Source organism: uncultured Psychrobacter sp. (assembly GCF_947495825.1).
GTDB lineage: Bacteria > Pseudomonadota > Gammaproteobacteria > Pseudomonadales > Moraxellaceae > Psychrobacter.
On sequence record NZ_CANMAH010000001.1, the window covers coordinates 59,864 to 81,576 of the forward strand.

Below are 21,713 nucleotides of genomic sequence, written 5' to 3' on the forward strand. Positions count from 1 at the left end.
AACGGTAGATGTGTCTGTAGACATGGATACACTCCTCTTCCTTGTTGGTTCTTTTAATAAAAATTCGATGTCATTCGTACAGTGTACGTACGTTTACTATTTTTTATCTGCTATATTTATAACATAGCCATTATCAATAAACAGTAAAAAAGGTGCGACCGACTAGGCCACACCTTTATATTTACTAAATGAATTTATTAGATCAATAGATGATTTCAGCAGTAACTTTATGTCTTATACTTTCATAAAACCGCTAATATTTTATTTTAAAATATTTAAACGGCTATTAAAATCAAAGCGCATTAAAGCATCAGGGAGCTTGTCAGCAACCGTACTCAAAGTTGCTTCTGCCGCTTGAGACAACCCTAGCTTTTCTGCCAAGGTTGGCTTTTGCCGAGAATGCAATGCGTAGATTTCGCTGTTATCCATCAGCTCTAAAAGATAGCTATCTGAGGTTTGCAGCTTATCAACCAAATTAAGTTGTAACGCGTCTTCACCATACCAGTGCTCACCTGTCGCGACTTTTTCTAAGTCTAAGGTCGGACGATAGGTATTGACAAAATGTTTAAACAGCTCATGCGTTTGCTCAAGCTCTTCTTGGTACTTGGCACGGTCTTCGTCATCATTTTCTCCAAAGACTGTCACGGTGCGTTTGTGGTCACCGGCGGTAAACATCTCATAATCAACATCGTGGTTTTTGAGCCATTTATGAAAGTTTGGTAATTGCGATACCACCCCGATTGAACCAATCACAGCAAATGGCGCTGCCACTATATTATCAGCGACACAAGCCATCATATAACCACCACTAGCGGCGACTTTATCTACACAGACGGTCAGTTTAATTCCTGCATCTTTTAGGCGTGCAAGTTGCGCTGCTGCAAGTCCATATCCATGCACTAAGCCGCCTGGAGATTCGAGGCGTACAACGACCTCATCGCCTTCATTAGCCGTACTTATTAGCGTACTAATCTCTTCACGCAGATGCTTAACGGCAGTCGCTTTGATGTCACCATCGAAGTCGAGTACGAAAACTTGATTGCCTTTATTTTTACCTTTGGCTTTATCCTTTAAAGCTTGCTTGGCTTTTTTGGCCATACGCTTTTTAAGCTGTTTTAATGCAGCTTTGCCTTGTGTCGCCTCCATCAAGTCTTGGCGACGCTGTTCTTGGTTTTTATTTAGGTGAATAACTCTGAGTTCTACTGGATTTTTGGAAGGATGAAATAACATGAAGCGTTTTCCTTAAATAAGATGCTAGAGTATTAATATAATGGGGTTAGCGTCAGCTTGATATGCGCACTTTATAGACGGTTTTCAAGCAAGACGGCGTTATTTAACAATTACTTTATAAGCTGCGAGTATAACAGTGCTATACACATCCGTACGCTATGTTATTAGTAACGGCTGATTGCACTAGGATTGCGCAAGGACAGTTGTATAACAAAAGCACTTTAGGCATAATATGCGCTTACATCTATTTTATGCAGCCAACGCGATGAGGATTTGTCTTGATCGCGTTTTATTTGCTATTTTTCGATGACATGAATCCAACATGTATTGAGATAGCAGCGCCTGAACCAATAATTCTAATCGATAAACCATGACAGTCTTACTATGTGGCTATAACGGTCATCCTAGTTTGTGCTGGACTAAGTAAGAATAGCGATGGTTGAAATCATATAGCGATGGCTGCATTATTGTACTTTGAATTGGGCTGACAACTGGATAATTAATATTATGACGCAAAGTATCACAACAGAGAGCGAAATGGCGGTGCATAGCAAATACCGAGACGAATATTGTGGCGCTGTCACTGAGAGCTTATTAGAACAAACTATCAGCGTCGTAGGCTGGGTACATCGTCGTCGCGATCACGGTGGCGTGATTTTTTTAGACATGCGTGACCGCGCCGGTATCTTGCAGGTCGTCGTCGATCCTGATACGCCAGAGGCATTCGCGACTGCTGATGCAGTACGTCCTGAATATGTGCTAAAAATTACTGGCCGTGTACGTCGCCGTTATGAAGGCACCGAAAACAACAATATGACCAGTGGTCAGATTGAGCTATTGGGTAAAGAGATTGAAGTATTAGCGAAGTCTGAGACCCCGCCTTTCCCATTGAATGACGAAAACACCACGGTATCAGAAGACTTGCGTCTTAAATATCGCTATCTAGATATGCGCCGCCCGCAAATGCAAGAGCGCATGGTGTTCCGTGCTAAGGCCACCTCAGCGATTCGTCGTTATCTCGACGATCACGGTTTCTTAGACGTAGAAACCCCTATCTTGACTCGTGCAACGCCAGAGGGCGCACGTGATTATCTGGTGCCTTCACGTACCCGTCCTGGTAACTTCTTTGCTTTGCCGCAGTCACCCCAGTTATTTAAGCAGCTTCTTATGGTCTCGGGGTTTGATCGTTATTATCAAATCGCTAAATGCTTCCGTGATGAAGACTTGCGTGCTGATCGTCAGCCAGAGTTTACTCAAGTGGATATCGAGACTTCTTTCTTAAATGAAGAAGAAATCATGAATATCAACGAAGGTCTGATCAAGCACCTGTTTAAAACCATGCTTGATGTCGATTTTGACACCTTCCCGCGCATGACTTATGCCGAGGCAATGCGTGACTACGCGTCAGACAAGCCTGACTTACGTATTCCATTAAAATTGGTCGATGTGGCTGATTTAATGAAAGACGTTGATTTTAAAGTCTTTGCCGGCCCTGCAAACGACCCAAAAGGCCGTGTGGCAGCGCTACGTATCCCAGGCGGTGCTTCACTCAGCCGTAAACAAATCGATGCTTATACTAAGTTCGTTGGCATTTATGGTGCGCGCGGTTTGGCATACATTAAAGTCAATGATGCTAGCACAATCAACAACGGCGTCGACAAAGAATCTGGTCTCCAGTCGCCTATCATCAAAAACATGACCGATGACGTCTTGGTAAGCCTCATTGAACGTACTGGTGCAGAAGATGGCGACATTATCTTCTTTGGTGCGGATAAAGCCAGCGTGGTAAACGACGCAATCGGTGCACTACGTCAAAAAATCGGTCTAGACTTAGACATGACCACGTGTGAGTGGGCACCGCTTTGGGTGACGGACTTCCCAATGTTTGAACAAACTGACGATGGCCGCTGGACCTCAATGCACCATCCATTTACCAAGCCTAAAGGCTCAGTAGATGAGCTAAAAAATAGCCCAGAAACCGCGCTTTCTATCGCTTATGACATGGTGCTAAACGGTACCGAAATCGGCGGTGGTAGCTTACGTATCAACACCCTTGAGATGCAACAAGCCGTATTTGAAGCGCTAGGTATCGATGAGCAAGAAGCCGAAGAGAAATTTAGCTTCTTACTTGACGCTTTAAAATTCGGTGCACCGCCGCATGGTGGCTTGGCCTTTGGTTTGGATCGTCTGATTATGCTGATGGTGGGCGCAAGCTCTATCCGCGACGTGATTGCCTTCCCTAAGACTAAAACTGCTGACTGCCCATTGACCCAAGCCCCTGCTGAAGTCGATAGCAAGCAGCTGCGTGAGCTTGGTATCCGTGTGCGCGAAAAAGCACAAGCCGACAGCAATAGACCTGCTCAGTAAGCCCTCAGATAATGTGTAACGATATTTTATCTAACGGACTACAGGATTCATCACTGCGTGAGTGGTCATGAATCCGTATCATATTTTCAAGTACGTGCCATTGTCTGTCTTGCAGATGATGGCACGTTTTGTGGCTTGGGTTATAATGTGGCTGCCAAATTCGAGTTTGGTACGCACTATCGAAATCAATATGAGGCTTATCGCCCCTAAACTATCTGAACCTGAGAAACAAAATTTAGTTAAATATATTGTTCGTCACCAGTGTCTAAGTAGTGTCGAATCTATAAAGAGCTGGGCAATGTTACCGGGATGGAGCATTGCTCAAATACGTGATGTCCACAATAAAAACATTTTATTAGAAGGACTTGCCAGTCCTAACGGTATGCTAGCCATCGTCCCGCATTTGGGTACATGGGAGATGATGAACGCGTGGCTCAATCAATTTGGTGCCCCAACCATCATGTATAAGCCTGTCAAGGGCGATATCACTAATGAATTTGTCCTACAAGGACGTGCACGTCTTAATGCAACGCTAGTACCTACCGATGGAAGTGGTGTCAAGGCAGTATTCAAAACCCTTAAACAAGGTGGCTTCAGTATTATATTGCCCGATCATGTCCCTGATCCGTCAGGTGGCGTGGTTGTACCGTTTTTTGGGATTGAAACGTTGACCAGTACGCTGGCCTCCAAACTTGCCAGTAAAACCAAATGCGCACTGGTCGGCTTATCTTGTATTCGCCGTGATGATGGGCGCGGATTTGATATTTATTGCTATAAGCTTGATGATCCAGCGCTGTATGATCGCGATGCAAAAACAGCGGCTCATGCGCTCAATCAAGCTATGGAAAATATGATTACTGATAACTTTAACCACTATATGTGGGGCTATCGGCGCTTTAAAAATTTACCTGTATTGGGTAACCCTTATCGCGCTAGCGAGACTGATCTAGCCAATTTTATACATACTCATCGAGATGGGTATCTCAACGATAATACTGACACCTAATACTTGTACTTAAGCTTGCTAAGGTACAGATAATCATATTTATGCTAAGATTAGCAACATTCTTAGCCCTTCCTTGATATCCATACGAGTCTATTATGGCAACTGACACAACTGAATCTCTATCTACCGCTCAAATTCATACGAACGATAGTAAGCCTGAACAGCGTTATATCATTTGTATGAAATGGGGTGATAAGTATGGTCCAGAATACGTCAACCGCTTATACAATATGGTCAGCCGCCATCTGACATTAGACTTTCAGATGGTATGTCTTACCGATGACAGTACAGGTATTGATCCTGCCGTAAACTGCTACCCAATACCTGAGATGGATCTACCTGCAGGTCCTGAGCGTGGCTGGAAAAAACTAACCACCTTTAAGCCTAAGCTTTATGATCTTAAGGGAGTTGCACTGTTTTTGGATATCGATATCGTCATTGTTGATAATATTGATGGGTTTTTTACCTATCAAGCCGATCATGAAGACAGTGTCGTCATCATTCGTGATTGGAAAAAACCGTGGCGTATGATTGGTAATAGCTCAGTTTATCGCTTTAATATCGGTATGGGTACTTATCCTGACTTACTGGCAAACTTTGAGCGGAACTTTGAGACCATTCGCACACAGGTTCGCCACGAGCAAGCCTATCTTTCTAACTATCTGCGCGAGCATCACCACTTAGAGTATTGGGATAAAGACTGGTGCGTCAGCTTTAAATATCAATGTATTGCCCCTATTCCCTTTAATCTAGTGCGTGCACCGATGTTGCCTGATGGTGCAAAGATTGTTATCTTCCACGGTGAGATCAATCCGCCAGATGCCATCAAAGGTGGTGGCGGTAAATGGTACCGTCATGTCAAACCAAGTCCGTGGTTAAAAGAGCATTGGCTGTAACCACGTATTTAATTACAAGTACTAGGCGATGGCTAATTCCCAACCTCATATAGGAAGTATTATATTGAATGATAATATAAAAAAAGCCGTGAAACTCCCTAACACCGTAGATCTAAGTGTTGATAAAAAAGCTATTGTCATCAAAGCTTTTAACGCAAATGAGGTTAATCAATGCTTAAATAAACAAGTGGTAAATATTTTTGCATCTGGTCCTTCTATTGCAGATTTAGCTTTCCATGAGTCGTTAATTTCTGAACCAAGTATATTTGTCAATGGTAGCTTGAGCTTAACTAGAGAGCATTCTTTTTCTAATATTGTAGGTTATGTAATCAGTGATGCTAGATTTATTAAAAATAACCCTGAGGTACTGAGTCAATACTACAAAGGACAACCTTTATACGCTACCATCGCTGTTTATGAAGCAATCAGAGCCAATTTACCTAATTTAATCTCTCAGTATCATGAAAACATGAGGGTAATATTTCCTGCTGATAGACCGCTAAGTGATAAAACTAATACGCGCTGGCTAACTTCCTTACCTATCATTAAAAAAATCGTGAGTAAAAAGATAGAGCTTAGTAAATTCGCTAATCATTCTAGCTTTGTTATCGACTCTTCTCACGAGCCAGAGGCTATTGGAGTATCATTAGATGTCACTGATGGCTTTATTGAAGCAGGAACGGTTGCTTATATCGCAGCTCAATTAGCATTTTCACGGCAAGCTGGGGCTATCCATTTGTATGGTATTGATCTATTAAACAGTAATAAACCACGTTTTTATGAAGATAATAGCAATAATGCCCCATCTAAACTCGATAAAGCAGTCGCTGATCGCATTGTGCCTTCTTTCAATTTAATGGGTAGCGTTTATAGCAAACGGGGTGTCCCCTTGATCAATCATTCTTCGGTATCTAAAAAGCTATTTGATTTTTGATTAAGTACATTATCTTTGAGATTTATAATACTGTTTCTGACTATTTTTCATATTTAATTATAGACAAAAATTATGACAATACCCGCCAATCTAAACAACAATCCAAAGACTATTATTTTAGCCATACCTTCTCTAAGTATTGGAGGAGCCGAGCAATTTGTAATCACCTTAGCCAAATCTTTGAAAAAATCACAACATAACGTACATATTTTACTACTACGAGAAGAAGTTGCATTACCTGTTCCTAGCGATATACCTATACATATATTTCCATATGCTAATTATCGCAAGATACCAAGATTCATGCGAAAAAAAATCATAGCAAAAGCAATGGATGCGTTTGTTATAAAGAATATAGGCGCTCCAGACTTATTGCTATCTAACTTGAAATCTATCGATCAGTTTTTGGCATACAGTCAGTTAGACAACGTCTATCTGGTAGTTCACAATACGCTGTCTAAGCTTCACAGTATGTCACCCAGATCGTTGAAGCAATTGAAAGATATTTACTTATCAAAGCCATGCATAGGTGTAAGCGAAGGTGTAAGCGCAGACTTACCTACTCTATTAGAGCAAACTATTAATATAACAACCATTTATGATCCTGTTGATGTACAAAAGGCCGATGAGCTATCAGCGCTATTTACACCTCCGTATCAAGACTACTTAATAAACGTCAGTACTTTTAAAATGGCAAAAAGACATGACGTATTAATCGAAGCTTATGCAAAAAGCAACTTAGACGTTGATTTAGTATTAGTCGGTGATGGAGTAGAACGTCAAGCATGTGAAGCGCTGACTAGACAACTGGGTATCGCTAATCGTGTTCATTTTATAGGATTGACTTCTAACCCCTATCCCTACATTAAAAATGCTACTGCGATGGTGATATCGTCAGACTATGAAGGCTTGAATATTGCCATGCTTGAAGCCATTTCTTTAGGAACTCCGGTCATTAGTACTGCTTGTCCATCAGGTCCTCCTGAAGTATTACCTTCCAAAAACTTGGTCCCTGTAGGTGATACTGAGGCTTTAGCACAAAAAATGATAGAGGTTATAGGTAGGCCTGAAATTTTTGCAGTGGCTTTAGATGAGAAGTTTTATCCTGACTATGCTGCTATACAATACTTAGAGATAATACAAAATAATGCTTGCATTATGAGTTAGTTTATTCGAGGTAGGTAATTTTCTGTTTTTTGTAGCCTTTTATGACTAGCCATCCCGTATAATACATATGTTTTGGTAACAGCTGCTCAAATACTCTTGTAAGCTCTTTATTAATTTTTTTGGCCCCAGAAGGCTTTTCTTTTCTTGTTTGTAATGGTTTTCGGGTATTTTCTAACTCACTTTTGAATTGTATAGAGTCTTTGTTATATATTTTATCTTGAATACATAATGCTGGGTATACTTGATGAACACTACTACCTTTGTCTAAAATTAGTCTATCAAACATAATATGATCAACCGGACGATCTATACCAAGCTTTTTAGTCATTGCTAATAGTTTGTGCACACCTTGCTGACTAACAATGTATCCAGCCATACCCATGTGACGACTCTGCATCTGACACAGCTTATGTCCCAATAACAAATTGGTACCTTTGTTAATAATTACTCTATCGTACATAGTTTCCAGCTTTATTACGTCAAAACCATCAGGTAACCAATCAATATTATTTAATAAGGTCTTAGCACTTTTAGAAAAGTAGATGTCATCCTCAAATACCATAAGATAAGGTAAATCACGTTCAAGCACTTGTTGCCATAGACAATAGTGACTTAAATAGCATGCCACTTCTCCTAGTGACATCCTATCCGTATTGACAGTTAAATCATATTTTTGCAGAATATCTTTAACTTGTGACTTATTGATAGCATCAAAGTAGCTATAATCAAGATTATATTTATCAAACAAAGCATCAATATGTTGGCGACGCTCATATTCATTGATAAGACTAATTACCGATATCTTGCTCATTTTAATTACTTATATCCTGCTCTTAAATGATAGTATTTTTAAAAACTTAAGAAATAGTGGATTACTCTGAATAATCAATTTCTTGATTTCGATAGCCTTTCGCAACTAACAACAAAGTACTATAATACTCTACTATCTTCAATTGACGTAGTAATCTATTAAGCTCTCTATTTATTTTTTGTAATAAAGTTAGTTTCTGTTTCATTATAGACTGTGGCGCTCTACCTTCTTCTATCACACTTCCAAACTTAGTATCCGTACTATTATAGATCTTATCTTGTATACATAAAGCTGGATTCAATTGATATACATTATGAACATTTTTTTCTAAGAATATATCAAACATAAAGTGGTCAACTGGAGAATTGATACCAAATTTTCGAACTAACTCAATCATATTTTTAGCACCTTTTTGGCTAATAATATAACCTGCTGTACCAAGATGTCTTGTCTTCATTCGATATAATTTATGAGGTGGCTGCAAAGCAGTATTTGCTTTAATCATGACACTCTCATACATAGTCTCAAGCTTAATCACGTCAAAATCATTGGATAACCAATCAAGGTTATTTAATAAGGTTTTAGCGCTTTTAGAAAAATATATATCATCCTCAAAAACCATTAAATATGGCAGCTTGTGCTCTATAACTTGCTGCCACAAACAATAGTGACTTAAATAACAAGCAACCTCCCCTTTCGATATTCTTTCTGACGTAACAGCAAGACCATACTTCTGCAGGGTATTTTCAACTTGATCTTTATTGATAGCATCAAAATAGCTAAAATCAATACTATGCTCATTGAACAAGTCATCAATATGTTTACGACGTTCATGTTCATTGATAAGGCTAACTACAACTGCTTTTTTCATCCTAAGTTTTCTCTTTTTTTGCTGGTACTATCAGTAAATTTATTTATGTTTTCATCAATATAATATTACTATTTATTGAAAATGAGCCAAGGTATATGATTAAGAAATATACTATTAACTAGAAACTTTTCTCAAAAACGTAAGGTATTCCTTAGCAATTTCTTTAGGGAGAAGTGATTCGTCAAAAGTTGCGTAAAATTTGTTTGGATTTTTCATAGCTTGGCTTAACTTATCAGCAATAGCATCGATATCATCTACTGGCATAAGGTTTTGTTCAGGAAGCATCTCTTTAGGGCCAGACTGACAATCAGTACTTATAATTGGTGTTTCTAGTGCTAGTGCTTCTGCAAGAACCATCGGAAACCCTTCTCTATTAGAAGTCATTACTTCAAACTGGGCATGTTTGACGTAAGGGTATGAGTTTTTATGGAATCCTAAAAGTTCTACTTTATCTGTTAAGTCAAGATCGATAATCAACTGCTCTATATCACTTTTGAGCTTACCCTGCCCTAGAAGTAACAATGGTAAGGATTGGTCAGTTTTAGCATAAGCCTTCAATAAAATATCATGGCGTTTAGCCTCTTTAAAACTACCAACATGGATAATATAATTTTGATATTCAGGAACAAATGCTTTGGCTAATTCTTGAATACCATCTCTATCGATAGGGTTGTTGATAGTCTTTATAGGCGTGATGTCACCAAGATGATGAATAAAGTCATCTCTGACTCCATCACTAACGCATACGCATGGATGTTGAGAGTAGATGTCTTTCAGTTTAGATTTAAGCTTATCAATGTCATTTACTTGGCTAAATTTATAATATAACGACAATGTACTATGAATTACATAAGCTACGTTTGGTAGCTGACTATAGCGAAAAATATTATCTGGGCGTTCTAGGTTCGATAGTACAATATCAGGTTGGCCAATTTTATTTAAAATATAATTATCAACAGCACGCGCAAAAATCTTATGACGTCGCGCTACGCCTGGAATCAACTTATAAGGCTTAAACCTGAGTAAGTGATAGTTTAAGTTCGAGTTTAGATCATACTCTACAAGCGGCTTAAACCTCAAAACATGTACATCATAGCCTAAATCATAAAAGCCTTGCCCTAGTGTGAGTACAGAACGCTCTGCACCACCGCCTTGTAGGCAGTTAATAACAAGTACCGCTATTTTGGTACGTTTATTCATAAATAATGACCTATTCGTAAAGTGGCATCTACTTTATCAATGATCAAGGAGTAACCTTAATTTCACATTTCTAATGTATCACTAATAAATATACGCAAGCATTTGCAAAATGCTATAAAGTCTTAACTAGAGACTTCTATTTAACGTTTAAAAACTCTCGAAAAAAAAGATTTAGAAGCTTCTGGGCGTGTAACCTTATTCCCGGTATAACGTTGCTGGGTCTTTTTTGGAAAATCTCCGAAAGGCTTAATGCGATAACTATCTAATTGATAACCATTAGTTATCGCTTCATCATAGTACTTATCGAATAGATCGGCCAAATCCTGTCTTGGATGTGACATTATCTCTCCATCAAACCAATGCTCGCGACCTTCTTCACTCAACCTATTTAATGAATGTTTATGGCTAAACTGAGTACCCATATCTGAGTAATGTAATATCCTAATATCTTCAATCGCTAAACCTTCTCCATCCACACAGTTGAAGCTATCTTGATAAGGTTCGACAAGCGCAGGATCTTTTTTGATTAGCTTCATCATTTTACGATGACCTTTAGGATCTTTTCTTAGTTTGGTTACTGATGGAATAGTATTTTTTGCAAGATCACAATCCCAAACACAAGTACAAAGACGCGTCATATCAGCTTTTGTCTTAGCTGCTACAATGGATTTACCATTTATAGGATGTGCCCATAATTCGGCTAGATCAGACAGTACAATCATATCTGCATCCATATAGATTGCTCGTCCTGAATAATTGCAATATTCAGGTATCGCCCAGCGAAACCCTGAAAAAGGAGTTGGCCATTTAGTAGTGTTCCACCCTTCACCTGTCTCAGGATTCGAATACCAGAAACTTTGTGGATCACGTGATAATTGCATCCATACAATCTCAACAGGCAAGCTTGTATATTTATGAATACTATAATCTAGTACCATCATCTGTTCTAGATCACAATTATTAGGATCACATCCAACAAACACCTTAATAGTATTGCTATCCATATAACGTCCTCATAAATCAATAGTGTAAAAACAATAAATAGTTGAATTGTATCGCAGTTTGGTTTTATATAGCGAGCTCTTATAGCAAATCTTTAGAGTCAGTTTTTGAGCCAGCAATTAAGCTATTAAAAGCTTCCCTTCCCCTTTATCATCATGGGTATTATACAGCTTTTATCAACCTATCTTAAAAGCATTACGTCTGACCTAATCATAGGCGCTGGCCTAAAACCATTTAAGAGTTTGGTCAATGTGTAGGGTGCTTAGTAAGATTGCCATACTTACTAATTGCAATGTATCTATGTTTATCAAAGCAATGGGCACTACTAAAAATTTACAGCTATGGATGGTAGCATTTATTATACTTGCAATATTCGCGCCGCATCTGCACTGGTTGATGAGGTGACCATCAGTAAATACTCCATTATTATTAACCGACATTCTGTTGCATAAGCTAATACTCTTAATTGCCCGGGTAAAACAACAGTCTCCCAGCAAACATTTTAGTTTTTTAATTATTAATAGTTGTGCCCCTTTGGTATGTTTTTTAACATCAGTTAGCATCTTAAGAATTACGACTATTACCCTCACTTGGACAAATGCCATTCCTTTCTTAATAGCCTTTATCATGAGATTTTATGGGGTTAATAACTTCCAAACCAACATAAGTTCGAGTGTTACTAAATTGCTGATTAATGGACTTAAACCATAGATTATTTGTAGATCAGACGGTTATAGTTGGCGCAAATTGTGCAGCTGTTATCCTATTGCTACCAAAGATAAGTTTATCGGTAACCACATTCTTGACTTTATTACCAAGAACTAGCACGCTGTAGGAGACATGGTTACTGAATACAACTGACTATTGAATCATTCGATTGCAGAGTCAATGCAGTGTAAGAATATGAGGTTAGTTAGTAGTAGACAATAAGATAATCAGTTGTTGCGTTTACTCTTTCATATTTTAAGCTCATGTACTTACCAAGCGCTTATAATCTCTGTGATAAAATTTATAGATAGGAAATAATTTATGTCATCTGAATTGTCTATTAATGATTCTAATAAACCCATCAACATTCTTTTCATTTATCATCGCCTTGACGGCATCGGTGGTATTGAGACCCGCTGGATAGATGAATTTCAATATTTAAATAAACACAATTATCAGGTCTACTTGTTAACCAACAAGAGAGCTTTTGATCCGAATATTGCTAAGCTATTCAATACCTGTCATTTTACTACAGTTGATATAGAAAGCGTGTCTTTAGCGACTGACTTCATCAAACTGGTCGATCATGTTGTTGATACTATCGAGAGTCATGAGCTATGCTGAAGAAACCGTACAAGTAAACTTGGTAAACTAAGCATAATAACAGGAGTTTACCATGACCAAGAAAGTAAGAACCTACAGTGACGAATTTAAAGCCGAAGCTGTTAAAAAGATAGCAGACAACAACGGCAATATCTCAGCCACTGCAAAGCAGCTTGGCATTGCCATGCAAACGCTCTCAAATTGGCATAACAAAGCCAATCAAGGCAAACTTGTAGGAACAAAGCAGTATGACCCTGAACTTATGAGTGCGCTTGAAGAGGTAAAACGCCTAAAGCGGCAGCTCAAAGTGGCTGAAGAGGAGCGCGAAATACTAAAAAAGGCGACGGCGTACTTTGCAAAGCACAGTTAGTCAGGTACGCCTTTATCAAAGATAACCAGCACTTCTTTAGCATCACCACTATGTGCCGCGTACTACAGGTTAAACCCTCAAGCTACTATGACTGGCTAGGTCGTGATATCAGTGACCAACAAATACATCGCAACCAGTCTGAGCTGCTAGTCAAAGCCGCACACATTGAAACTAAAGAGCGTTATGGTATAGATCGTCTGCATTCCTATCTAAGCGATCAAGGGCATGATATTAGTCTATACATGGTCAGACGTATTAAAGAAGAGTTTGGCATTAAATGTCGTCGTCACAAACGCTTTAAAATCACCACTGACTCTAATCACAACAAACTGGTCTATGATAACGTGCTTGATCAGCAGTTTGACGCTAAGCGCCCTAACGAGTCGTGGGTCAGCGACATCACCTATATCTGGACGAATGAGGGTTGGCTGTACTTAGCAGGGGTCAAAGACTTATACACCAAAGAGCTTGTCGGTTACGCTATTAACAAGCGTATGACCGCAGATTTAGTATGCCGTGCACTCAACATGGGGGTTAAGAATAAACGACCTGCTGAAGGGCTAATCGTTCATTCTGACAGAGGCAGTCAGTACTGTAGCCATGCCTACCACAAGATCATTAAACAGCATCAGTTTACAGGATCTATGAGTGGCAAAGGCAATTGTTTCGACAACGCTCCGATAGAAAGTTTCTGGGGCGTCTTGAAGAATGAGCTAGTGTATCACCAGAACTATAAAACTAGATTTGCAGCCATCAGCGATATCATTGGCTATATTGAGCTGTATTACAATCAAACGAGGATTCAAAAGGGCTTGAGCTATAAGTCGCCAAGACAGATGTGGTTTGATTATTATCGTCAAGCTGCGTAACTAAAATCTCCCAAGTTTAAGTCTACGGGATTGACGGCAGGGGTCATCATGATATTGAATTACTGAGCATACATATGCTTGATTTGTTTGCCTGTGCAGCGGTAATAGCCGCTCAACTTTGTCGTATCCCTGTTATTTCAACTATTCATGGACCTTTAGATATATATCGCACACCATTTAATCGATTATTTATCCAAAAGTTAACAGGTGAAAGTTTTAGTTTGTCCATCTATGTTTCTAAGTTATTAGAAAGCATTATCCCAGCTAGAAACGCCGATAAAACTATTATTCCCAACTTAATTAATTTAAATGAATATCGACATCAAACAAGTGAAATAACACCAGCTTGGCTATTAATAAGTCGTATAAGTGCTGAAAAGTACGAATCGATTTTACGGTTTTTGCAGGCAGCAAATAGTTGTAATATAGCTAATATTGACATCGCAGGCGGCGGTGATCCATTAGAACTACGCAAACGTATCAATGCTCTTGATATCAAAACTCAAGTAAGGTTTTTAGGTGAAGTTAGAGAGATAGCGGAACTGATACCAGGGTATTTAGGTGTTGCTGGAATGGGCCGTGTCGCTATAGAAGGCTTAGCGTGTCAAAAGCCAGTGTGTATTATTTCTCCTGAAGGCAGTTTAATCGGCTTAGTGACTACATATAACTTTACACGTCTTAAAAATTATAATTTCACTGGCAAAGGACTCGTAGCAATTGACAATCAAGAGCTATCCAAACAGCTCGAACGTCACACTCCTGAGAATAGTCAACACCTCTATCAAAAATTAAAACATGAGCTTTCTATCGATAATTGGGATAGATACATTGAGCTGTATAAAAAAATAACTTTTATAGACAATCAAGCCTTAGAATCTCTTTACCATAAGCTTGCTTACTTTGCAGTTACCCTTTCACGTCCATTTGAAAAAGATGAGTTTTTTTGGCATTTGTTTTATGAGACTTTAATTGAATATAAATTAGATAATATCAAAGAAATGTACCATTATTATGAAGATAGTATCGGGCTTAATAGTGACTATCCTAATCCTTATAAAACAAATAAAAAAATAAAATGGCGAAAAAAGTTTAAGTAGCTATACTTTATATAAGTAGTCATAAAAAAAGCTAAGACCTATATAAGTCTTAGCTTTTTTACATATAAACATTCAATTAACCTAAGCTTATAATTAATCAATAAAGCTTAACCAATCCATATACTTCTCATTACGCCCATGCACCACATCAAAATACAAGGTTTGCAGCTTTTCAGTCAATGGACCACGGCTACCGTTACCGATAGTACGATCGTCATACTCACGAATAGGCGTAACCTCAGCAGCTGTACCGGTCATAAAGATTTCATCGGCCAGGTAGAACTCATCTCGAGTGATACGGCGCTCAATGACGTTAATGCCCAAATCAGCGGCAAACTGTAAAATAGTGCGACGAGTAATACCATCCAAAGCTCCACCAGATAAGTCTGGGGTATGTAGCTCACCATTCTTAACTAAGAATAAATTCTCACCGGCACCTTGGCAAACAAAGCCTTGTGGGTCCATCAAGATAGCTTCGTCATAACCATTACGAGTCACTTCTTGGTTAGCCATGATAGATACAGGATAGTTACTTGAAGCCTTAGCCTTACACATCGTGACGTTTGGCATGTGGTGTGTATAAGAAGAGGTTTTGACGCGGATACCGTTTTGAATGCCCTCTTCGCCAAGATATGCACCCCAGTGCCAAGCAGCAACCATTGCATTGATACTGTTGCCATGGGAGGACAGGCCTAGTTTTTCTGCGCCCACCCAAATAAGTGGACGAATATAAGCTTCTGCTAACTCATTTTGTTTAACCACATCTTTATGTGCTTGCTCAAGCGTAGCCGCATCAAAAGGCACATCCATTTGAAATATTTTTGCAGACCCTAACAGACGCTCAGTATGCTCTTTTAAACGGAAGATTGCGGTACGATTGTCATCAGTTTGATAAGCGCGTACTCCTTCAAACACCGCCATACCATAATGCAAACTATGGGTAAGTACATGAACTTTGGCATCAGGTTGTTCAACCATCGTACCGTTCATCCAAAGCTTGCCTTCCTGTGTTGCCATATTCATGTAAAAATCCTTATGTTAGTACTAACGACTAACTTTTTGTTGAGTTTTAAGTAACTATTTTAATTAAAATTGTATGATTACACTGAGTCCGTATTAGTGTGCAAATGATTATATCATCGGCAAGCCAAACAAATGAAACATTTTAGTTTGTCGTTATATGGCTTTTATTTATATCCTTTGTTGTATAAACGCTTATTTCGCTTCTATTGACGGTCCACCCATCAAATGTTGCCACTGAGATTGCACAAGCGCACGTGTCTCTGTCCATAATGATTCATCTACCAGCAAGGATTGCTCAGACAGTGCCAGCTGGTGGGCAGCAGCTCGTATACGCAGATACGCATCAGTTAAATCTTGGCAAACTTGCTCATCCCAAATACCAAGCAGCGCCACTTCTTCAAAGATACGTACGTTGTCGCTCCACTTGGTCAGGCTTGGGTACTCATGCGAATAGGCCAGCACTACAAATTGCGCTAAAAACTCAATATCAATAATGCCGCCAGCGTCTTGCTTGAGATGAAACTTGCCAGCTTGTTGTTGTCCCCGACTGGTGCCAAGATGTTTTTGCATTTTGATGCGCATACTTGTCACCTCTGTACGCACTTCATCAAGTGTACGCGGCAAAGCCAATATTGTACGGCGAATATCGCAAAATAGTGCTGTTACACGTTTGTCACCGCATATTGCCCGTGCCCGAACCAGTGCTTGATGCTCCCAAGCCCATGCTTTGTCACGTTGATAAGTCTCAAAAGCATGGCAAGAGACCACCATCATACCTGCATTACCTGAGGGACGCAGACGCATATCAATCTCATATGCTCGTCCATCACGCGTTTGCGTATTAAGATAAGTCATAAGCTTTTGCGCCAGACGTGCAGCGAACTTCATCCCACTTACTGACTTCTCACCAGTCGTCATGCCCTGCTCTTTTATCTTGTGCAAAAACACCAAGTCTAAATCGGATGAGTAAGACAGCTCAAGACCACCAAGCTTACCATAACCAATAATAGCAAAACCACAATCAGCTTCAGTGACTGGATCACCATTTTGGGCGATAGGATAGCCGTAGCGCTTGACCAATTCTGCAAAAGCGCGCTCCAGTGCCGCTTCTAACACCACAGCTGCAATGTAAGTTAAAGAATCTGATACTTTCATGATGGGCCTTTCAGCCAAGACGTCACTGGCAGCAACGGCCAACACCTGATTCTTTTTAAACAACCGCAGCACGCTCAATAGCTCTTCTTCGTCATCAGGCTCTACACGCAATAGACGCTGACGCAAGATGTCGTGTAGCTCTAATTTGTCCGGCAAATGACGATAGCGCTGCTGTAAAAAGGTATCCAGTAAGACAGGATACCGTGCCAGCTCATTGGCAATCCAAGGGCTAGCAGACAACATCGGAATCAGCTCAACCGTTGCATTAGGGTTTTCTGCGATCATGACCAAGTAGATTGAGCGTCGACAGATGGCCTCAAGTAAATTAATGAGACGCGGTAGTGCACTATTGGCCAGTTGCTGCTGTTCTTGATGCGCAAGCAACGCATGCACGATTACCGGATAAGCGTCATCTAAACGTGTTCGAGCTTCATCGCTTAGGTTGGCGACCATTTTTGATTGCCAAAATGCCTGTAGTTGTGCGCGGTTTTGCTCCGTTAGTATGGTATTGAGCTGCGCAATTTGCTCATCAAGATTGGCATGGTCAAGCTCAGTGTCTTCTTGATCGGGTACTTGCCGTTCAGTCACCATACGCTCAAATGGAACATTGACATTTTCGCGATGTAGATTAAGCGTTGTTAGTAGTGCAGCCCAAGTCTCAAAGCCTAAAGTAATGGCCAAATTGTACTGCCAGTGTTCATCATTAGGTAGCCGCTGGGTCTGCTGATCGTTAATTGCTTGAATACCGTGTTCAAGACGGCGCAAAAACCGGTAAGCGGCCTGTAATTGACCATAGGTCGAGTATTCAAGATATTCAAGCTCGTACAGCACCTCCATCGCTTGCAGGCATGACTTGACTTGTAGCTGCGGATGACGACCACCGTAGATAAGCTGAAAGGCTTGTACGATAAACTCAATATCACGAATACCGCCAGCACCCAGCTTAATATTGTCCAAATCTTCTCGCTGTGCCACTTGATTTTGGATGAGAGATTTCATCTCACGCAAAGCCGAAAAAGCACTATAATCGACGTAATAGCGAAAAACGAAAGGCTTAATGAGCGCTTGCAACTCATCATAAAATGGCGGTGTAACCTGACCGACTACGCGTGCTTTAAGCCAAGCAAAACGCTCCCACGCTCGGCCATGGTTGGCAAAGTACTTTTGCAATGCTGATAGATGAATGGCCAAATCGCTACCATCACCCCATGGGCGCAAACGCATGTCTACTCGGAATACAAAACCATCTGCGGTACAATTATCCAATAGCTTAATAATACCTTGACCAAGACGTGTCATAAAACGTTTATTATCAATACTTCGCGTACCCTTTGCTTTATCTCCATCAGTCTCACCGCGCGCTTGATGGACAAATATCAGGTCAATATCACTCGATAAATTCAGTTCATGAGCGCCAAGTTTACCCATAGCCATAATTGCCATGTCGTCAATACGCTTCACCCCTTTATCATCTATAAAAGTTGGCTTGCCATATTGGGCAACCAATTGCTGATAAGTATATTCTTTAGCAAAAACTATACAACCATCAGCAAGCTCAGAGAGCTCATCCGTCAACTGTTCAAGCTTTATCATTCTTAGAGCATCCTGCCAAATCCAGCGCATCATCAATAGATTGCGCAGATTTCGCAGCCCTTTCATGACTGTCGCCTCATCACCCAACTGGTAGTTATCATCTAACGTATAATCTTGAATAAGATCATCTATTTGCTGACGAGTTAATGTTTGATTGAGTGGATAACTGCGCAAAAACGTCTGACAAGAAGTCGTCCGACTCTCCCAAATCTGATACGCAAAAGCACTAGCCGTACCCAAAACTTGGATTTGTTCTTCTGTAGGCTGATGGCTTTGGTTACTAGGTGTAGTAGATGACATCGCTAGTGACATAATAAGTACTCCGTGCAGCATGGATCAATAAGACTACCTGAACCTAACCGTCTTGTTCATAGTTTTTTCTAACGAGAGGGTCACATTAGATAAACTGTTGCAGGTATGACCATCTTGCGGTTTACAATACATACAGCATTTGACTGGGTCAACTTTATGGTAGCATGAATACTAAAAACCTAAACGAGCAACCATTACTTTTGGTAGTAAGAAGTTGTAGAATACTAGATTGACAATCTAAAATGCGTGATAGCTCACGTAAACGCAATGCTAAAACAAATCCAAGCGTTTTTATTTATATTTCATTCTCTTTTAATACTCACAACAACCAACAACCAACAACTGATTACTGGTGATACTACCTATATGACCGTGCCAATAACTAACAAACCTACTCCATTATTATTAATTACTACCGATCCAGGCCACCCGCTTGCGCATTTAGCACTACGTTATGCTCGTACCTTTTTAAAGCAAATAACATCAAAGCAGGTACAACATCACGATGAAAGTACGGGGCAGCAAGTCGCTGAAAGTGTTACGCAACCCTTAAATGTCTTTTTTTATGCTGATGCCGCCCACATAGCCAATCGCTTGCGCTGGCAGTCAGCAGATCAGACTGACTTAACTAAAGAATGGCAAGCGCTTGCTAAGCAATACCAGCTCTCGCTACCTGTATGCGTCAGCACTGCGCTTAGCCGCGGCGTTAGTGATAATGATAACAGTACACGCCATCAACTAAATGGTGAAAATATTGCCAATGGTTTTCATTTGGTTGGTCTTAGTGATCTTGCAATGATGATGCAAAGCAACTGCCGTCTGCTACAGTTTTAAGTGAGCATAAACAATGAAGGATGATCTATGAAATTACTCATTCAGCTGCGCACTCCCACAGAGATGGCAAGCTATGAAGGCTGTGCCCTCGCCTTGACGCTTGCAACGTTTGGTCATGAGGTACAGCTTTATCTAGACGCTCCTGTCTTTGGACTGCTGATGCAGCCAAAGTCGCGTTTGTACGGTATGATTCAATCTCTTGAACTATATGATATGCCGCCCGCTTGGCTACCTGAGGATGTATTTAGCGGATGGATTACAGGTATGTTACCAAGCGACTTGGCCTCGCAGCTTATGCTGGTACCAGAAGTTATTAACTCACAAAGCTTTGAGCAAGTCTTAGCTTTTTAACGGTATATTTTTAGATATTACCTTGCTATTTGCAATCATTCGGAAGCTCAATATGGCAACTTTATATCAATTACATAGCACGATGGACAAACTCAGACGCAGCACAGAAGAGATGGCGCTAACATGGCGCGCTGGTGACAGCATCGTCTTACTAGGCGCAACTGTCGCTTTCGTTGAATGGCTTAATGCCTATTTAGGTGAGAGTGATATAGAAGGTATCGCTGCAATCTATGCTCTAGCGGGCGATGTTGCAAATCTCAGTGATAATACGACTGCCAAATTAAACTTAAACGCCAAGCTAACTGGTGTTTTAACTGATGATGAATGGGTTACTATGACCCAAGACCCACAGTTTGACAAAGTAGTGACCATATCCTTATGACTGTATCTAATATCACTATGTCTAACATCGCTCTAGATCAAGACGGTCATCTCTGTGACCATAGCATTTGGTCACCTGCTATAGCCCAACAACTGGCAGATACATTAGATGTCAAGCTAGATGACGAGCGTCTAGCCATCCTACAACAGGTAAGAGCTTTTTTCGTTAAGTTTAATCACGCGCCAGCTACGCGCCCGTTAATTAAATGGTTGCAGCAGACTTTGCCTGAACAAGATATCAGCAACCAAAAGTTGCAACAATTATTTAATACAGGTTTGGTGGCTCGTCATGTCAATCGCTTGTCAGGCCTACCAAAGCCGCCTAACTGCTTATAAAAACCGCTTTTTTATAGGCGGCTATTTTGGGTCATAAACAGTAAGGCTCTCGTAACCGATGCTGCGTCCTTCATCACCACTAAAACCTTGCTGTCGCCATACTTCGTAGAGACATATCGCCACGCTGTTAGATAAGTTAAGGCTGCGCGAATCAGGCAACATGGGCAGTCTTAACCAATTATCAGCGCCAATATCTTCACGTATATCATCCGCTAGGCCTGCGGTTTCAGAACCAAACACCATCGCCACATTCGGTACTGTAGGTGTGTTGTCTGCATTAGTATTTGGTTGTGCCATAAAATCGTAATCATAAAACGGTTTACTAAGCTTGGTTGTCAGCGCTGTGATTGTCTGGCAATTTGCCTTAAGTAATGCTTGCTTCGCTGCCGACCAATCAGCATGCACTTGCAAGTGTGCGTATTCATGATAATCCAATCCAGCACGTCGCAGTTTTTTATCATCTAGCTCAAAGCCTAGTGGCTGCACCAAATGTAGCTGCGCGCCACTATTGGCACATAAACGAATAATATTGCCGGTATTGCTAGGCATTTTCGGTGCTACTAGCACAATATGAATGGTCATAAAATTTCCATAATA

The 21,713-nt window shown here is 40.3% G+C and carries 20 protein-coding genes; 12 read left to right on the forward strand and 8 right to left on the reverse strand.

Annotated elements, in window-relative coordinates:
* Positions 1-261: 261 nt before the first annotated feature.
* Positions 262-1,230, reverse strand: a complete 969-nt coding sequence (gene sohB / locus Q0895_RS00235; RefSeq protein WP_299184589.1) for a protease SohB — start codon at positions 1,228-1,230, stop codon at positions 262-264.
* A 507-nt stretch (positions 1,231-1,737) separates the two neighbouring features.
* On the opposite strand from sohB, the gene aspS reads away from it, so the two are divergent.
* The 5 genes from aspS (at position 1,738) to Q0895_RS00260 (ending at position 7,600) form a co-directional block, all read left to right on the forward strand.
* A complete protein-coding gene (gene aspS, locus Q0895_RS00240; protein WP_227511732.1) occupies positions 1,738-3,597 on the forward strand; it encodes an aspartate--tRNA ligase in 1,860 nt (619 codons plus the stop codon).
* A 67-nt stretch (positions 3,598-3,664) separates the two neighbouring features.
* Complete coding sequence (locus tag Q0895_RS00245) at positions 3,665-4,603, forward strand: lysophospholipid acyltransferase family protein (protein WP_299184591.1); 939 nt, start codon at positions 3,665-3,667, stop codon at positions 4,601-4,603.
* A 179-nt stretch (positions 4,604-4,782) separates the two neighbouring features.
* Positions 4,783-5,499 carry a glycosyltransferase gene (locus Q0895_RS00250; protein WP_299185316.1) on the forward strand — a complete coding sequence of 239 codons (717 nt, stop codon included), beginning with the start codon at positions 4,783-4,785 and terminating at the stop codon, positions 5,497-5,499.
* A 28-nt stretch (positions 5,500-5,527) separates the two neighbouring features.
* The gene (locus tag Q0895_RS00255) at positions 5,528-6,433 is read left to right on the forward strand and encodes a hypothetical protein (RefSeq protein ID WP_299184592.1); all 906 of its coding nucleotides are present in this window, start codon (positions 5,528-5,530) and stop codon (positions 6,431-6,433) included.
* A gap of 72 nt (positions 6,434-6,505) precedes the next feature.
* Positions 6,506-7,600 carry a glycosyltransferase gene (locus Q0895_RS00260; RefSeq protein WP_299184594.1) on the forward strand — a complete coding sequence of 365 codons (1,095 nt, stop codon included), beginning with the start codon at positions 6,506-6,508 and terminating at the stop codon, positions 7,598-7,600.
* Between the two features lies 1 nt (position 7,601).
* Here the strand turns inward: Q0895_RS00260 and Q0895_RS00265 are convergent, their stop codons facing one another.
* From Q0895_RS00265 to Q0895_RS00280, 4 genes are all read right to left on the reverse strand, one after another.
* Entirely contained in the window at positions 7,602-8,411 is an 810-nt protein-coding gene (locus Q0895_RS00265; RefSeq protein ID WP_299184596.1) for a glycosyltransferase family 25 protein, read from the reverse strand.
* Positions 8,412-8,472: 61 nt separating this feature from the next.
* A complete protein-coding gene (locus tag Q0895_RS00270) occupies positions 8,473-9,282 on the reverse strand; it encodes a glycosyltransferase family 25 protein (protein ID WP_299184598.1) in 810 nt (269 codons plus the stop codon).
* A gap of 114 nt (positions 9,283-9,396) precedes the next feature.
* Positions 9,397-10,482 carry a glycosyltransferase gene (locus Q0895_RS00275; protein WP_299184600.1) on the reverse strand — a complete coding sequence of 362 codons (1,086 nt, stop codon included), beginning with the start codon at positions 10,480-10,482 and terminating at the stop codon, positions 9,397-9,399.
* 140 nt (positions 10,483-10,622) lie between these two features.
* Positions 10,623-11,486 (reverse strand): glycosyltransferase, encoded by an 864-nt coding sequence (locus Q0895_RS00280; protein WP_299184602.1) that lies wholly within the window; start codon positions 11,484-11,486, stop codon positions 10,623-10,625.
* 1,027 nt (positions 11,487-12,513) lie between these two features.
* Between Q0895_RS00280 and Q0895_RS00285 the strand changes: the two genes are divergently transcribed.
* The 3 genes from Q0895_RS00285 (at position 12,514) to Q0895_RS00295 (ending at position 15,131) form a co-directional block, all read left to right on the forward strand.
* A complete protein-coding gene (locus Q0895_RS00285; protein WP_299184604.1) occupies positions 12,514-12,816 on the forward strand; it encodes a hypothetical protein in 303 nt (100 codons plus the stop codon).
* Positions 12,817-12,868: 52 nt separating this feature from the next.
* Positions 12,869-14,034 (forward strand): IS3 family transposase gene (locus Q0895_RS00290; RefSeq protein ID WP_299184605.1). Its coding sequence is split into 2 segments (ribosomal slippage): positions 12,869-13,127 and positions 13,127-14,034, totalling 1,167 coding nucleotides; the frame shifts between segments, so codons are not numbered across the junction.
* Positions 14,035-14,108: 74 nt separating this feature from the next.
* On the forward strand, positions 14,109-15,131 hold the full coding sequence (locus Q0895_RS00295) for a hypothetical protein (protein WP_299184606.1): 1,023 nt from the start codon (positions 14,109-14,111) through the stop codon (positions 15,129-15,131).
* A 93-nt stretch (positions 15,132-15,224) separates the two neighbouring features.
* Here Q0895_RS00295 and Q0895_RS00300 read toward each other — a convergent pair whose 3' ends face one another.
* Both Q0895_RS00300 and glnE read right to left on the reverse strand, forming a co-directional pair.
* A complete protein-coding gene (locus Q0895_RS00300) occupies positions 15,225-16,154 on the reverse strand; it encodes a branched-chain amino acid transaminase (RefSeq protein ID WP_299184608.1) in 930 nt (309 codons plus the stop codon).
* A gap of 192 nt (positions 16,155-16,346) precedes the next feature.
* Entirely contained in the window at positions 16,347-19,202 is a 2,856-nt protein-coding gene (gene glnE, locus Q0895_RS00305) for a bifunctional [glutamate--ammonia ligase]-adenylyl-L-tyrosine phosphorylase/[glutamate--ammonia-ligase] adenylyltransferase (protein ID WP_299185318.1), read from the reverse strand.
* A gap of 378 nt (positions 19,203-19,580) precedes the next feature.
* On the opposite strand from glnE, the gene tusD reads away from it, so the two are divergent.
* Genes tusD through Q0895_RS00325 form a run of 4 tightly spaced genes read left to right on the forward strand, consistent with a single transcriptional unit; the run spans position 19,581 to position 21,116 of the window.
* A complete protein-coding gene (tusD, locus tag Q0895_RS00310; protein WP_299184609.1) occupies positions 19,581-20,048 on the forward strand; it encodes a sulfurtransferase complex subunit TusD in 468 nt (155 codons plus the stop codon).
* Positions 20,049-20,075: 27 nt separating this feature from the next.
* Positions 20,076-20,399 carry a hypothetical protein gene (locus Q0895_RS00315; RefSeq protein WP_299184611.1) on the forward strand — a complete coding sequence of 108 codons (324 nt, stop codon included), beginning with the start codon at positions 20,076-20,078 and terminating at the stop codon, positions 20,397-20,399.
* Between the two features lie 52 nt (positions 20,400-20,451).
* On the forward strand, positions 20,452-20,781 hold the full coding sequence (locus Q0895_RS00320; protein ID WP_299184613.1) for a hypothetical protein: 330 nt from the start codon (positions 20,452-20,454) through the stop codon (positions 20,779-20,781).
* A 17-nt stretch (positions 20,782-20,798) separates the two neighbouring features.
* Positions 20,799-21,116, forward strand: a complete 318-nt coding sequence (locus Q0895_RS00325; RefSeq protein WP_299185320.1) for a TusE/DsrC/DsvC family sulfur relay protein — start codon at positions 20,799-20,801, stop codon at positions 21,114-21,116.
* Positions 21,117-21,137: 21 nt separating this feature from the next.
* On the opposite strand, the gene Q0895_RS00330 is transcribed toward Q0895_RS00325, so the two are convergent.
* Positions 21,138-21,698 (reverse strand): tRNA (cytidine(34)-2'-O)-methyltransferase, encoded by a 561-nt coding sequence (locus tag Q0895_RS00330; protein ID WP_299184615.1) that lies wholly within the window; start codon positions 21,696-21,698, stop codon positions 21,138-21,140.
* Positions 21,699-21,713 lie beyond the last annotated feature (15 nt).

Excerpts from the sequence above, each read along its gene's own strand:
- sohB (WP_299184589.1), bottom strand. The coding sequence starts at position 1,230 with ATGTTATTTCATCCTTCCAAAAATCCAGTAGAACTCAGAGTTATTCAC.
- aspS (WP_227511732.1), top strand. The coding sequence starts at position 1,738 with ATGACGCAAAGTATCACAACAGAGAGCGAAATGGCGGTGCATAGCAAA.
- Q0895_RS00245 (WP_299184591.1), top strand. The coding sequence starts at position 3,665 with ATGAATCCGTATCATATTTTCAAGTACGTGCCATTGTCTGTCTTGCAG.
- Q0895_RS00250 (WP_299185316.1), top strand. The coding sequence starts at position 4,783 with ATGAAATGGGGTGATAAGTATGGTCCAGAATACGTCAACCGCTTATAC.
- Q0895_RS00255 (WP_299184592.1), top strand. The coding sequence starts at position 5,528 with ATGGCTAATTCCCAACCTCATATAGGAAGTATTATATTGAATGATAAT.
- Q0895_RS00260 (WP_299184594.1), top strand. The coding sequence starts at position 6,506 with ATGACAATACCCGCCAATCTAAACAACAATCCAAAGACTATTATTTTA.
- Q0895_RS00265 (WP_299184596.1), bottom strand. The coding sequence starts at position 8,411 with ATGAGCAAGATATCGGTAATTAGTCTTATCAATGAATATGAGCGTCGC.
- Q0895_RS00270 (WP_299184598.1), bottom strand. The coding sequence starts at position 9,282 with ATGAAAAAAGCAGTTGTAGTTAGCCTTATCAATGAACATGAACGTCGT.
- Q0895_RS00275 (WP_299184600.1), bottom strand. The coding sequence starts at position 10,482 with ATGAATAAACGTACCAAAATAGCGGTACTTGTTATTAACTGCCTACAA.
- Q0895_RS00280 (WP_299184602.1), bottom strand. The coding sequence starts at position 11,486 with ATGGATAGCAATACTATTAAGGTGTTTGTTGGATGTGATCCTAATAAT.
- Q0895_RS00285 (WP_299184604.1), top strand. The coding sequence starts at position 12,514 with ATGTCATCTGAATTGTCTATTAATGATTCTAATAAACCCATCAACATT.
- Q0895_RS00295 (WP_299184606.1), top strand. The coding sequence starts at position 14,109 with ATGCTTGATTTGTTTGCCTGTGCAGCGGTAATAGCCGCTCAACTTTGT.
- Q0895_RS00300 (WP_299184608.1), bottom strand. The coding sequence starts at position 16,154 with ATGAATATGGCAACACAGGAAGGCAAGCTTTGGATGAACGGTACGATG.
- glnE (WP_299185318.1), bottom strand. The coding sequence starts at position 19,202 with ATGTCATCTACTACACCTAGTAACCAAAGCCATCAGCCTACAGAAGAA.
- tusD (WP_299184609.1), top strand. The coding sequence starts at position 19,581 with ATGACCGTGCCAATAACTAACAAACCTACTCCATTATTATTAATTACT.
- Q0895_RS00315 (WP_299184611.1), top strand. The coding sequence starts at position 20,076 with ATGAAATTACTCATTCAGCTGCGCACTCCCACAGAGATGGCAAGCTAT.
- Q0895_RS00320 (WP_299184613.1), top strand. The coding sequence starts at position 20,452 with ATGGCAACTTTATATCAATTACATAGCACGATGGACAAACTCAGACGC.
- Q0895_RS00325 (WP_299185320.1), top strand. The coding sequence starts at position 20,799 with ATGTCTAACATCGCTCTAGATCAAGACGGTCATCTCTGTGACCATAGC.
- Q0895_RS00330 (WP_299184615.1), bottom strand. The coding sequence starts at position 21,698 with ATGACCATTCATATTGTGCTAGTAGCACCGAAAATGCCTAGCAATACC.